We start from the raw sequence: 13,878 nt of genomic DNA, 5'->3' as shown, positions 1-13,878 counted from the left end.
AAGGTGTGACAGCGTCCTCAGGGCTGGGCACAAACACCGGCCCCGTCAAGCGTCTGCCCCCTCCCCCGCAAATACCTCGATTTCTCCGTATCCCGCTCTGCTCCGGCGCCGGGGTCGCGCTGGCAACTCGCGGGCACGGACTTTCGCACATCACAAGCAGCGAGAGCGCGCTGCAGGATTGCCATCAATGGACTTAGGCTCGTCGCCCCAAAACACTCCGCTAGGGCCACACCTCAGATGAAATGGCAGCCGTATATGCAAGCTCACGCAGGGTGCCCCTGACGGGGTTCAGCTTGATGCTGCATAATTTTGGACGAATTCAGAACAGGTTTTGAACAGCCCACGTAGTTATGCCATATGTAGTTACTGAGTCTTGCATCCAGTGCAAATACACCGACTGCGTCGCCGTCTGCCCCATGGACTGCTTCCACGCCGGCCCGAATTTCCTGGTGATCGATCCGGATGAATGCATCGATTGCTCGATCTGCGTGCCGGAGTGCCCGGTGGGCGCGATCTATCCGGTGGCCGAAGTCCCAGCGGACCAGCAGGACTTCATCGCCTTGAACGCACAACTCTCCCGTCGCGCCGACTGGCCCCGCCTGACCAAGGTGCAGCCGCCGCTGCCCGATCATGCGCACTGGGCGCAAGTGAAGGACAAGCGCGATGTTTTGGTCATCGCTCCCGACTGATTCGACGCCGACCTCACACGGACACTTTTTCATGACTGAACGCATCCTGCTCAACATCGACGCCGGCGTGGCCGAAGTCCGGCTCAACCGCCCCGAGAAGATGAACGCCATCGACCCGGCCATGTTCGAAGCGCTCGTCACCATCGGCGAGCGCCTGATGAACGAGGCAGATCTACGCGCCGTGGTGCTTTCGGGTGAGGGGCGTGCCTTCTGCGCGGGGCTGGACATGGCCAGCATGGCGAGCCTCGGCAGCAACAATGCGGATTCGGATGTCAGCGCTGGCCGACTTGCCAAGCGCACGCATGGGGCCAGTACGCCTGCACGGTATGGCGCGACTTGCCGGTGCCGGTATTGGCTGCGGTGCATGGCGTCGCGTATGGCGGCGGTTTGCAGATTGCGCTGGGCGCAGACGTGCGCTACGTAGCCGCCGACACGCGCCTGTCGGTCATGGAAATCAAATGGGGCTTGGTGCCCGACATGGGCGGCATTGTGCTCATGCGCGGCCTGGTCCGCCCGGATCGACTGCGCGAGCTGATCTACAGCGGCCGCGTCGTCAATGGCGAAGAAGCCTGCGCCCTGGGGCTGGCGACGCACGTCGTGGACGATCCGCACGCTGCAGCGCTGGCGGCAGCCCGTGACATTGCGCAGAAGAGCCCCGACGCCATCCGCGCCGGCAAGCGCTTGATGCGCGTTGCGGAAAATAGCGACACCGCCGCGATTCTGCTGGCCGAGTCGGTCGAGCAAGACCGGCTGATCGGCGCGGCCAATCAGCGCGAGGCGGTGCTGGCGGGCATGCAGAATCGCGCACCGGTCTTTCAGCCGGCCGCGAAGTTCGCAGAGAAATAACCCCGCGCGGTGGGCTCAGGCGGCGGCGTGCTTGCCGCCCATCGAGGCACGCATGGCGTGCGAACGGCTGACCACCTCATCGCGCAACTTCGCGCGCAAACCCAGGGCAAATGCCGTCTCGGCCACGAGGAACAGCGGGCCGATCACCAGACCCGCCAGGTCATCAACAAACGCCGGCTTGCGTCCTTCGTAGTAGTGACCAACAAACTGGATGATCCAGCCGATCACGAACAAGCCAACGCCCACTGACAACCAAGCCGCCGTCGAATGCGCGGCCACATGGTTGCCGGCCCATACGCACACGCCGATCAAGGCAAACATCACCACGCCGAACACCGCATCCAAGCGCAGGTAGAACAACGTCGTGAGGGCCAACACGGCCAGCGCGGGCGTCAGAGGCACACCTGACAGGTCAGCCAGCACGGGCCGCGACAGCAGCACCGCTACGGCCAGCACAATCGCCGGAATGCCGACAAAGTGCGTGGCGATATTGCGACCGTCCAGGTGATAGGCAGCGTAGTTGGAAAGATGGTCAGACAGGGTCCGCATGAGGGTCTCCGGATTTTTTGTGCGTTTGCAGCATGGACGCTCCAGCCGCACGCTCGTTATGATCATTTCATCGTAGTCAGTGGATGGCACGTCGTTCTGTCGCGTAGCCGACAAATTCCACGTGTCCGAAGCGTTCCTCAGTCGCCCCTCATGGACCACCCTGTCGCCACATCCGGCGCGCTGGACGCCGCCTCGTACCGCGAACGCCTGCACGCCAGCAGTTGGTTCGGCACGCTCGACGCGGCCTTGCAGGACGCATTGATAGACATTGCGGCGGTGCGTCGCCTGGGCGCTGGCGAGATCCTCTTTCAGCGGGGCGACGCGCCCGACGGGCTGTACTGCGTGGTGGAAGGCACGATCCGCATCGGCGCCACCAGTGCGGACGGCCGCGAAGCCTTGCTGGCCGTGCTGGAACCCGTCAACTGGTTTGGCGAGATCGGGGCGTTCGATCGCCAACCGCGCACGCACGATGCCCGCGCCGACGGCAATACGACATTGCTGCACATGCCGCAAGCGGCGCTGATTGCGTTGCTGGAGAGCTCACCCGCGCTGCTGCATGCGTTTGCCTTGCTGCTGACCCACAAGCTGCGCCTGACCTTTATCGTCCTCGAAGAGACTGCCCTGCTGCCCGCCACCGTGCGCGTGGCGCGGCGCCTGCTACTGATGGCCGACGGCTACGGCGACCTGCGCCTGGGCACCCGGCGTGTGCTGCACGTGCCACAGGAGCAGCTTGCGCAATTGCTTGCGCTGTCTCGCCAAACCGTGAACCAGGTTTTGAAGGATTTCCAGGCGCGCGGCATCCTCAGGCTGGCGTACGGAGAAATCGAGCTGCTCGACTTTGCGGGCCTGCACCAACTCGCATATGAGGTGGCAAGGGGGTGAAATCTCATCCAATACCCCTACATGCGATGGGTTAGGACCGATCCTATAATGTGTTCCCACTCGCACATTCGCCCTTCGCATGGTGCGGAGTCGGCGATGCGAGTGTCCTTCAACGGAAGAGAAACATCATGCCCCGCCAGACCCCCATCGAGCGCTATCGCAACATCGGCATCTCGGCGCACATCGACGCCGGCAAAACCACCACGACCGAGCGCATCCTGTTCTACACCGGGGTCAATCACAAGATAGGCGAGGTGCATGACGGCGCGGCCACGATGGACTGGATGGAGCAGGAGCAGGAGCGCGGCATCACCATCACGTCTGCCGCGACGCACTGCATGTGGCGCGGCATGGCGGGGGACCGCCAGGAATACCGCATCAACATCATCGACACCCCGGGCCACGTCGATTTCACCATCGAGGTGGAGCGCTCCATGCGCGTGCTCGACGGCGCGTGCATGGTCTACGACTCCGTGGGCGGCGTGCAGCCGCAGTCCGAAACGGTCTGGCGCCAGGCCAACAAATACAAGGTGCCGCGCATTGCGTTCGTCAACAAGATGGACCGCATCGGTGCGGATTTCTTCCGCGTCGAGCGCCAGATGCGCGACCGCCTCAAAGGCAACCCGGTACCGATCCAGATTCCCGTCGGTGCGGAAGATCATTTCCGCGGCGTGGTCGACCTCGTCAAGATGAAGGCCATCGTCTGGGATGACGCCAGCCAGGGCGTCAAGTTCGAGTACGTCGACATCCCCGACGAGCTGAAGGCCACCGCGCAGGAATGGCACGACAAGATGGTCGAAGCCGCGGCCGAAGCCGATGAAGCCCTACTCGACAAATACCTTGGCGGCGAGACGCTCTCCGAAGCCGAGATCAAGCGCGCCCTACGCCAGCGCACCATCGCCGGCGAGATCGTGCCGATGCTGTGCGGCTCCGCGTTCAAGAACAAGGGCGTGCAAGCGATGCTCGATGCGGTGGTCGACTACCTGCCCTCGCCGGTGGACATTCCGTCCATCCAGGGCCACGGCGAAAAGGACGAACCGCTCGAGCGCCATGCTAGCGACAGCGAGCCCTTCGCCGCCCTCGCCTTCAAGATCATGACCGACCCGTTCGTCGGCCAGCTGGCGTTCTTCCGCGTGTATTCGGGCAAGATCAACTCCGGCGACACGGTCTACAACTCGGTCAAGGGTAAGCGCGAGCGCCTGGGCCGGATCCTGCAGATGCACGCCAACCAGCGCGAAGAGATCAAGGAAGTGCTGGCCGGTGACATCGCCGCCGCGGTGGGCCTGAAAGATGTGACGACGGGCGAAACGCTGTGCGACCCGGAGCACGTCATTGTGCTGGAGCGCATGGAATTTCCCGAGCCCGTCATCAGCCAAGCTGTCGAGCCCAAGACCAAGGCCGACCAGGAAAAGATGGGCATCGCCCTGAACCGACTGGCACAGGAAGACCCTTCGTTCCGTGTGAAGACGGATGAAGAATCCGGCCAGACCATTATTTCTGGCATGGGCGAACTGCACCTGGAAATCCTGGTCGACCGCATGAAGCGCGAGTTTGGCGTGGAAGCGACCGTCGGCAAGCCGCAGGTGGCTTACCGCGAAACCATCAAGAAGGCCGCTGAAGACGTCGAAGGCAAGTTCGTCAAGCAATCGGGCGGACGGGGCCAATACGGCCACGCAGTCATCACGCTGGAGCCGAACGACGGCAAGGGCTACGAGTTCGTCGACGAGATCAAGGGCGGTGTGATTCCGCGCGAATTCATCCCGGCAGTGGACAAGGGCATCCGTGACACGCTCAACACGGGCGTGCTGGCGGGCTACCCGGTGGTGGATGTGAAGGTACGCCTGACCTTCGGCTCATACCACGACGTGGATTCGAACGAAAACGCCTTCCGCATGGCTGGCTCAATGGCCTTCAAGGACGCCATGCGCAAGGCCGGCCCCATCCTGCTCGAACCGATGATGGCCGTGGAAGTGGAAACGCCGGAAGACTACATGGGCAACGTGATCGGCGATCTGTCGTCACGACGCGGCATGGTGCAAGGCACGGAAGACATTCCGGGCGGCGGCGGCAAGGTCGTGCATGCCGAGGTGCCGCTGGCTGAAATGTTCGGCTACTCCACCAACCTGCGTTCGCTCAGTCAGGGCCGTGCAACGTACACGATGGAGTTCAAGCATTACGCTGAGGCGCCGCGCAACGTGTCGGAAGCCGTGATGGCGGCCAAGAAGGTCTGACGCTTTCTTGCTTCACTGCTTGCGGCCGCCTAGTGCGGCCGCAGTACTTTACGGGCTAGCCTGCGGGCAGGTTCTCGACGCAGAAATCGATGAATGCATGCACCTTGGCAGGCAGGTAGCGCGCGATGGATACAGTGCGTAGAGCGCAAAGCGCTCCTCCGACCAATTAGGAAACAGATCGGCCAGCTGACCGCTACGCCGCAGCTGTGCTTTCGTACCGAGCGCCATCACCTGGACCAGCGTCGCGCCCGATTAGGATGCCGTGCCAGCCTAACGCAGCCACATCAGCCACGCGTACACGATGCCTGCCGCAGCCAAGAGAAACGGCATCGAGTACGCGTGAAACACCCACCAGGCACGGCGGTCGCCCAGCATGCGTAACGCAATCAGGTTGGCCAATGACCCAATCAGCGTGCCAAATCCGCCCACGCTGACTGCAAAGGCAATCATCGGCCAGTCATGCGAATACTCGGCCAGCAGGATCGCCGCCGGCACGTTGCTAATGATCTGCGACACGCCAATGCCAGCCCAGTACAGATGCATTGGATTGCTCAACGCCAACGCGTCCAGCGCCTGCCGCACGATGCCAAGCTGCGCCACCAGCCGCAAGTCAATGAACATCAGCATGAACACGAGGAGGAGGCCCCAGTCCACCCGGGCCAGCACATAGCGCGCCCCGATCAGGTACAGCCCGATCAACCCGGCCGCCGCCACCAGCGGATGGCCCAGATCGGTCAGCACCAGAAATGGCACGTACAGCACGAGCGCCGGCACCAGCAGGCGCTTGTGCAATTCCACGTCGGTGGCTTCAGCATGCAGATGGATTTCGTGCGAGGCGAACGCCAGCCACGTCACCAGCAGAAGCAACGCCATCAGGAGCACGACCATCGGCGTCATCTGCCAGACAAATGCGCCAAACGACAGCCCGGATTGATGCCACAGGAAGAGGTTTTGCGGATTGCCGATCGGCGTGAGCGCGGAACCCGCGTTGACCGCCAGCGCCTCGAATATCACTAGCCGCGCCACCGGCAGGCTGGCGACCTGCCGCAAACCGACGGTGAGCGGCACGATCACGAACAACGCCACATCGTTGGTCAATACGGTCGACAACGCCGCCGAAGCCGCTACCAGACTGAGCGCCAGCACACGCTCGCTGCTGACGACTTCGACGAGGCGCCGGCCGAGCAACTGCAGCATGCCGCTGGCCTCTACCGCCTTGGTCAGGATGAGCAAACCAGCCAATGCGGCAATGGTGTGCCAGTCAATCAGCGCCGGATATTCAACGATGCGCTTGGGAGCCGCGAGCGTTAGTGCGCCGCAGATGGCCAACAGCGCCCAGAAGAAAACGTCTTGTTTGAGGTTGTGCCAGAACGGCGGATGTTGCGGTACGGCTTGCGCCATGTGCGTGCGTGGCGGATCGCCGTGCATAGGAAAGGAGAAGGAAACGTTAGCGCAAACGCGCACAAACCAACCGGGCGCGGTTTGCCGGGCCGATTGTAGTGCGACTGCTTCCTGCGCTCAATCGCAAGCCGGGCGCTTGCGTGCCCGGCCTATACCAGAGGGATCCGCTTACGACTCGCGCGAACCCGAACCGCCGCCCGGGCGATCTGAACCACTGGACGAACCGCCAGCGCCCGGCTTGTCCGAAGACGTCATGCGCGAGCGATCCTCGGCGCCGCTGCCCGCATGGGGGGCACCTTGCTGGCCCGCTTGGCTGTGCGAGGCACCTGGGTGATAGGCGGACTGCGGATGGCGCTCCGGCCCACGATACTGCCCTGCCAGGCCATGTCCGCCGCCCGTGCCGCCCATCGAGCCATGCTCCGAACGCTCGTGGCCAGCTTCCGCTGCGCCGCCCGCTTGCGTTGGCTGAGTCGGATGATTGGCAATCACGCGCTCGATCTCGGCAACGGCTTCTCGCGGCGCCAGAACGACCTCCAGCCCCAGCGCGCCGGCCACGGCCATCAGCGTCGACAGGCGGGGATCGGCACGACCGGATTCCGCGCGCAAATACGCTTCGCGAGAGATACCGGCCATCTTGGCGACATCTTCCTGTTTGAGCTTGCGCGACTTGCGCAGACTGTGTAACTGCTTGAAAGGCTGTTCCATCTGTTCGCTCCTGCACCTGAGATGGGAAACACCGCCGGGTCTGGACCCGATCGATGGGCTGAAAATATGCGGGTCGGGTGGCTGCACCTTCGTCCGCGGTCATACACAGCAGCACGGCAACGGTGGCGGTGTCATCTATGCACGCCGTTGCACACGTTTTTGGGGGCGGCCTCCGTGATGTGTTTTCTACAGAGTAGACGTAATTTCGACTGCACCCAATATTGACGCGTGATGAAAGCGCATCTCGTCAACCCTGCTTATGGTGACAAGGCGCCTTGAGGGTCAGTTCCCTTACAGATGCCGTTTTCTTCGCTTGCTGGGGGTTTTTGTGACGCCTCAAGCGCAAATCCTTGCATCCGCACTACGTTTCGTCGATCCGCGCTTGCCCTATCCGCCAATTGGAGGGTGCACGGCGGAAGAGAACCGCCCGAGCCCTCTGCATCACGGTGAGGCGACTGCGCGTGCCTCTCGTCACGCAATTGCCGTGCCGAAGGTGACGCGGCGGTCAGTTGGCGGTCGGACAGAAATTAATGGAAGTCGCGACTGAAAGTGGCAAGGCGCCCCAGAAGTGGGGTCAAATCCACCAGATGCTGAGCGACAAGGTGTCGGGTCTCGCGCTCACATTGCCATTTGCCGTAAACGCCCAGCAACTGGGCGTTCAGCACTTCACGTCGCTGACGCTCGATCAAGTGCGGCCAGAGGATGACGTTGATGGCGCCCGTCTCGTCTTCAATGGAAACGAAGATGGTGCCGTTGGCCGTGCCCGGCCGCTGCCGAACCGTGACAATGCCGCAAGCGCGCGCCAGTTGCCCGTTGCGATAGCCAGCCAGCGTGGCGGCGGTGGCAAAACGCATGCGTTCGAGCCGTGCGCGCAGCAGCCCTACCGGATGGCTCTGCAGCGACAACCCCAGGCTGCCGTAATCGGCCATCACCTCTTCACCAATGGGCGGCGCTGGCAGCTCGAGCGGCGCCTCCACCGGCCGGGCCTGGCGCAGCAGCGCGTGATCCTGGCCGGGCTCCTGCAGTGCGAGCGTTTGCCATAGCGCCTGACGACGGTGGCCGGCCAGCGGCTTGAGCGCATTGGCTGCAGCCAGCACGTTCAGGTCATGGCGGTCGAGCGCGGCGCGATGGGCCAGATCCTCCACGCTGGTAAATGGCGCCTGGGCGCGAGCCGCTTCGATGCGTTCGGCGGCCGGTTTGCGCATGCCCCGAATGCGATTCAACCCGAGGCGGATGTCGGGCTGCACAATGCCGCCGTCACCGGCCTCGCCGTCGGTGCGGGGATGAAGCGTGCTGTCCCATACGCTGGCCGTCACGTCCGCCGGCAGCACGCGCACATGGTTGCGCCGGGCTTCCTGCACCAGTTGCGACGGTGAATAGAAGCCCATGGGCTGACTGTTGAGCAACGCCGCAAAGAACGCCGCCGGCTCGTGGCACTTCAGGAAGCTGCTGACGTAGGCCAGCTTGGCAAAACCTGCCGCGTGGCTTTCGGGGAAGCCGTATTCGGCAAAACCTTCCATCTGCTTGCACAGCGCTTCAACAAAAGCGGGGTCGTAGCGCCTCTTCTCGACCATCGCATGCACCAGGCGCTCCTGATGCTGTGTGAGATTGCCCTTGCGCTTCCAGGCAGCCATGTCGCGGCGTAAGCGGTCAGCATCGTCCGGAGTGAAATCGCCGGCCTTCATGGCGATCTCCATCACCTGCTCCTGGAAGATCGGCACACCCAGCGTGCGTTCAAGCACGGCTTTCACCTCGGGCCCTGGGTATGTCACGCAATCGGTGTTGCCATTGCGCTTCGCCTCGCGCCGCTGCAGATACGGGTGCACCATGCCGCCCTGGATCGGCCCGGGCCGTACGATGGCCACCTGGATCACCAAGTCGTAATACTCGCGTGGACGCAGACGTGGCAGCATCGATTGCTGCGCGCGCGATTCGATCTGGAACACGCCGATGGTTTCGGCGCGGCAAATCATGTCGTAGGTTTTCTCGTCGTCATCGCGCAGGTGCTGCATGGCGAGCTTGCCGGTTGCACCATAGTGCTCGCGCCTTCCGGGTAACGCGTCAAGCATGTCCAGCGTGCGGCGAATGGCCGTCAGCATGCCCAACGCCAGCACGTCAACCTTTAGCAGGCGCAGCGATTCAAGATCGTCTTTATCCCACTGGATGACGCGACGGTTTTCCATCGCCGCATTCTCGATTGGCACCAGGCGTGAAAGCTTGCCCTGCGCAATCACGAACCCGCCCACGTGTTGCGACAGATGGCGCGGAAAACCACGCAACTGGTCCACCAGTTGCGCCCAGCGCAGCACCAACGGCGATTCCGGATCCAGACCCTGCTGGCCTGCCCGCTGCGCAAATTCCTTGCGGCTATCCCACCACGCCTGCCCCTTGGCCACCTGCTCGATGATCCCAAGATCAATGCCCAACGCGCGACCTACGTCACGCAGTGCGCTACGCGTGCGATACGTGATGAGCGCGGCCGCCAGCGCGGTACGTGTCACGCCGTACTTGTTGTAGATGTACTGGATGACCTCTTCGCGGCGCTGGTGCTCGAAATCGACATCGATGTCGGGCGGCTCATTGCGTGCACGCGAAAGAAAGCGCGCGAACAGCGTGTTGCCGCTGTCCGGGTTCACCTCGGTAATCCCCAGGCAATAGCACACCGCCGAGTTGGCCGCCGAGCCACGCCCCTGGCACAGGATCCCCTTGCTGCGCGCAAATTTCACCACGTCATAGACCGTGAGGAAGAAGGGCTCGTAACCCAAGTCGGCAATTAGTCCGAGTTCATCCTGGATCTGCGCGCTCACCTTCTCCGACACGCCGTTTGGATAACGCTTTGCGGCACCGGCCAACGTTTCAGCAAGCAGGTATTCGGCCGGCGTCATGCCTTCCGGCACGACTTCGCTCGGATATTCGTATTCGATCTCGTCAAGGGAAAAATTGCACAACGCCGCCAACTCCACCGTCCGGCGCAGGATCTTGGCACCGCGCTTGCCTTGATAAAGAAACGCGAGTTGCATGCGCGTGCGCATCGCCTGTTCAGCGCTGGGCGCAAGTTCCAAGCCGCATTCAGAAAGCGGCTTGGACAGGCGGATGGCGGTCAGCACGTCGTGCAGCGGCTTGCGTTGACGCGTGTGCATCTGCACGCCGCCGGTCGCGACCATGGACACATCGATCTGCTCCGACACCGCCGCGACCGTTCCGCGATGGCGGTCATCCGCGTGCCGTAGCGGCAACTCCAGCGCAATCGATAGCCGATCACCGAACACGCGCTGACACCACCATGCCTGAGCCAGCAGTTGCTGCGGGTCGGGATCGTAGTCCGGCAGCAGAATCGCCAGACAATCGGGCACGCCGCGCAGGTGAGCGAGTTCACCTTGGGGCGCGGCCAAATCGTCAGCCAGCAAACGATATTCGCCCTTCGGTGCTGCCAGCCGCGCGTGCGTGATGATCTCGCTCAGGTTGCCGTAACCCTCGATGTTCTGCGCCAGCAGCACCAGCCGCAGCCAGGGTTCACCATCGGCATTGCGCACCGTAAAGCGGCTGCCGATGATGAGCTTCAGTTCGTGTTCCTTGGAAGCCACAAGCGCTCGCGCGGTGCCCGCCACAGAGCATTCGTCGGTCAGCGCCAGCGCTTGATAACCATACAGCTTGGCGCGCTCCACCAGTTCGTGCGGATGCGACGCGCCGGTCAGGAACGTGAAGTTGCTGATGCAATGCAGCTCGGCATAGTCGGGCAGACCGGGGAGTGGCGTGGGCGAAGTCATGACGTGCTTAGCCAAACAAGCCGTGCAGATACCAGCGGGCGTCCTCGTCTGCCGCATTGGCTTTGCCAGCGGAAACGCGTTCGCGATACACCCAGTAACGCTCGCCTTTTTCTCCGGCGGCGATGAAGTAATCGCGCTTGATGAGGTCGTCGTCCCACCAGCCGGATTCAATGCGCTCGGGCATCGACACCAGCCGCAACAGCCCGCGGTAATACGGATAATTCTGACGTGTCAGCAGCGGGATGGGCTTCTCCAGCAGCCACAGCGGGCGCTCCGGCTGCTGCGCATGCCACTGCGCCAATGCTTGACGCGCGCCCGCACGGCTCTGCGCGGTGGTTGCGGCATTTACCTCGACCCAGTGGTTGGCGCGCTCAGGGCGATGGTCGGCACACGGCTGCGGATGACGCACGTTCTCAGCACCCAGGCGGGCGATCAGCGTGTCGATCAGGCGTGCTGCATCTTCAGCGCGACCACCGGGCTCGGGAAACAGCGATTCCGTAGGCGGCGCGAGCGGCGTAGCGTCGGTCACCGTCAAGCGCAGTTCGACCACCGGGGCGATCAGCGTGAGCCGATGCACACGTTCATGCAGTACCCGTGACAAGTGCGCCAGCGTGCGAACCGGCTGTGCCAGCGCGATCTCCACCGGCGTAGACGAAGCGGCATCTTCACTGCTCCGGCCGCGCCGGCGTTCGTGCTCCAGCGTGAGCCGATACGTCTTGGCACCCAACTGAAGTGCCGACAGCCAGCCGACCAGCTGCAACAACAATTGCTCCGAGGCTGCCAGCACACCTTCCGCGTTATCGATGCGGCCTGATAATTCCAGCTGCACATCGAAGCGCAACGGCGCGGTAAACCAGGTGAAGCTTTCGTGCCCGTTGCCATACGCCGCGTCGAGCGTATCCACGAGCAACGGCCCGCAGCGCCGCCGCAGGCCGCTACGTGGTAACTCACGCAAATCGGCCAGCGTGCGGCAGCCGAGGCCTTCAAGCCAATCGGGCCGTGTGAGTCGCGCCACCGCATCAATCGACAATTGATCAAGTAATACCGACAACCGCTCCTGCCGCACCGCCCTCCGCGCGCGCCCTTGACGTGCTGTCGTGCGACGACGCCCACGTATCGGCGCCGGCTGTGCGCTGGCAAGCCACGCCGCACCGCGTGCCGTCGGTCCGGCGCCAAGCTGCGGCATAGCGCCCAATCGAACCGCGCAATACTTCACTGCCCGACACAGCGCGCGATGTCCGCCGAACAGGCGCAAGCTGGCCTCGACTTCCAACAACACCGTCGCCTCATCCACCACATCCAACGTGACATGCGGCGTGAATGCCAGCAGCGCCAGCGCCAGCGATTGCAGCAACCGTGCCTCGGCCGCCAGATCACGATCAAGCTGTATGGCGTGCGGCACCAACGCCTGCGCACCTGCCCGGCGCAGGCCTGCGTGTACGCCTTCGCGCATCGCTAAGCGATTGGCCGACACCACGCGCTCCTGCTCCAGCACCACGACCGGCAAAGGCAGCGCGGTTGGGTCAGACCACCGGGGTCGAAGCGCGTCGAGTGGGAGACGGGGCAGATGCACCGCGATCCAGAACGGCATGATCGGGAGTGTTTTGATCGGAAACGTCCGACAAAGCGTTGAACGCAACAGAAGACGAAGGAGACGAAAGCGCGGCCAGCAATTTCGCCGTGGCCGGATCCATGATGAACGGCTCGACGGGCGGCACAGGCAACGGTCGCACGGAAGCGCGACCGGCCCGAAGCGGATCCGCCAACGGCAGTAGCAACGGAGATTCACGCAACGGCCCACGCCGCTTGTGGAAGAGAATGGACAGCGAATCGGCGCCAGCCGGTTCCAGCCCCAGCCTCAGCACCGCTGGCGACGACTCACGCTGCGCCTGAGCCGGCCGGAACACCCAGATGGCGCTCTCTCCCGCCTGGGCCAACACTTGCAGCCTGCGCAACTCTCCTGGGCGCACCCTGTTCAGCCAGATCAACACACCATCGAAAGCCTTGCAGCGTAGAACCTGCTCGGCTGCCCACAGAAGATCAGCCGGCTTGTCAGCGCGCACCCAGACGATTTGTTCAGGAGAGAAATCCCAGCCCACCAGTCTCACTGCATTCGGCAGATGCGGCGGAGCAATCAGCGCAATGCGCCCTGCACCCGCGCACAACGTAGACAACGCCGGGCGCAGCAACCTGCATTCACCAATACCGGATTGGGGGCACAGCAGTTCGGTCAATCCGCCGAGGGGCCAGCCACCACCGGGCAGCTCGACATTCAGCGAGTCATACCCAGTGGTCAAAACGCGCCCGTCGCTTCGCGCCAGACGGCCTGCGCTCCACAGAGCCGGATGCAGCGCCTCCGGCAATGGCACCGTCGAGGCTTTCGGCATAAGCGAACGCTCCCCAGACACCGCGCGTCCAGCGAGAACGGGACATTCCGCCACATCTTCGGCGATGACAAGAGACGGGGACAACGTAAACATGGAAACGCCAAAGCAAGCCAGTGAATACTGTATGAATATACAGTATCACAACTTCTCTTCAACGCGATCTAGTTTTGCTTGTGCGTTGCAAGGCGGCGATAGCAACCTCAAACACTAGCTTGAAGAGACTGTGAAGTAGGCTTCGTCCAAATATTGATAGGGGGACGCGATCAAAAAGCGATCTATAAACCTCTTATTCGAGGCCTTTTGTTTTTTGTGCGAGGGAGGGGTTGTTGCGGGGTGTTGCGGAGCCTTGCAGGCGGGACGTGTGCGAAGCGTTCGCGCAAAGACAAACACCCCAGCTCTTTGATGGAGCTGGGGTGTTGAT

General features: G+C 62.9%; 9 protein-coding genes and 1 pseudogene. 4 read left to right on the top strand and 6 right to left on the bottom strand.

All coding sequences use genetic code 11. The features are described from left to right. The first annotated feature begins 350 nt into the window (after positions 1-350). Together fdxA and NKG59_RS00045 are read left to right on the top strand one after the other, a co-directional pair. The gene (fdxA, locus tag NKG59_RS00050; RefSeq protein ID WP_045204019.1) at positions 351-689 is read left to right on the top strand and encodes a ferredoxin FdxA; all 339 of its coding nucleotides are present in this window, start codon (positions 351-353) and stop codon (positions 687-689) included. A gap of 31 nt (positions 690-720) precedes the next feature. Beyond that, positions 721-1,535, top strand: a pseudogene (locus tag NKG59_RS00045) (crotonase/enoyl-CoA hydratase family protein). A 15-nt stretch (positions 1,536-1,550) separates the two neighbouring features. Here NKG59_RS00045 and NKG59_RS00040 read toward each other — a convergent pair. Further along, a complete protein-coding gene (locus tag NKG59_RS00040) occupies positions 1,551-2,084 on the bottom strand; it encodes an Mpo1 family 2-hydroxy fatty acid dioxygenase (RefSeq protein ID WP_253534162.1) in 534 nt (177 codons plus the stop codon). 150 nt (positions 2,085-2,234) lie between these two features. On the opposite strand from NKG59_RS00040, the gene NKG59_RS00035 reads away from it, so the two are divergent. Together NKG59_RS00035 and fusA are read left to right on the top strand one after the other, a co-directional pair. Further along, positions 2,235-2,966, top strand: a complete 732-nt coding sequence (locus NKG59_RS00035; RefSeq protein WP_253534160.1) for a Crp/Fnr family transcriptional regulator — start codon at positions 2,235-2,237, stop codon at positions 2,964-2,966. A 128-nt stretch (positions 2,967-3,094) separates the two neighbouring features. Beyond that, complete coding sequence (gene fusA / locus NKG59_RS00030) at positions 3,095-5,197, top strand: elongation factor G (protein WP_253534157.1); 2,103 nt, start codon at positions 3,095-3,097, stop codon at positions 5,195-5,197. A 270-nt stretch (positions 5,198-5,467) separates the two neighbouring features. On the opposite strand, the gene NKG59_RS00025 is transcribed toward fusA, so the two are convergent. From NKG59_RS00025 to imuA, 5 genes are all read right to left on the bottom strand, one after another. Beyond that, positions 5,468-6,625: an SLC13 family permease gene (locus NKG59_RS00025; RefSeq protein WP_045204025.1), complete on the bottom strand. Its 1,158-nt coding sequence runs from the start codon at positions 6,623-6,625 to the stop codon at positions 5,468-5,470. 141 nt (positions 6,626-6,766) lie between these two features. Further along, the gene (locus tag NKG59_RS00020; protein ID WP_253534155.1) at positions 6,767-7,303 is read right to left on the bottom strand and encodes a helix-turn-helix domain-containing protein; all 537 of its coding nucleotides are present in this window, start codon (positions 7,301-7,303) and stop codon (positions 6,767-6,769) included. A gap of 527 nt (positions 7,304-7,830) precedes the next feature. Further along, a complete protein-coding gene (locus NKG59_RS00015; RefSeq protein WP_253534153.1) occupies positions 7,831-11,070 on the bottom strand; it encodes an error-prone DNA polymerase in 3,240 nt (1,079 codons plus the stop codon). Between the two features lie 7 nt (positions 11,071-11,077). Continuing rightward, positions 11,078-12,661, bottom strand: coding sequence for a Y-family DNA polymerase (locus tag NKG59_RS00010; RefSeq protein ID WP_253534151.1), 1,584 nt, complete (start codon positions 12,659-12,661; stop codon positions 11,078-11,080). Continuing rightward, positions 12,594-13,550: a translesion DNA synthesis-associated protein ImuA gene (imuA, locus tag NKG59_RS00005; RefSeq protein ID WP_253534149.1), complete on the bottom strand. Its 957-nt coding sequence runs from the start codon at positions 13,548-13,550 to the stop codon at positions 12,594-12,596. The genes NKG59_RS00010 and imuA overlap by 68 nt, the downstream gene beginning before the upstream one ends. Positions 13,551-13,878 lie beyond the last annotated feature (328 nt).

The organism is Ralstonia chuxiongensis, from assembly GCF_024158925.1.
GTDB lineage: Bacteria > Pseudomonadota > Gammaproteobacteria > Burkholderiales > Burkholderiaceae > Ralstonia > Ralstonia chuxiongensis.
This window is presented reverse-complemented; position numbering and strand designations above follow the sequence as displayed.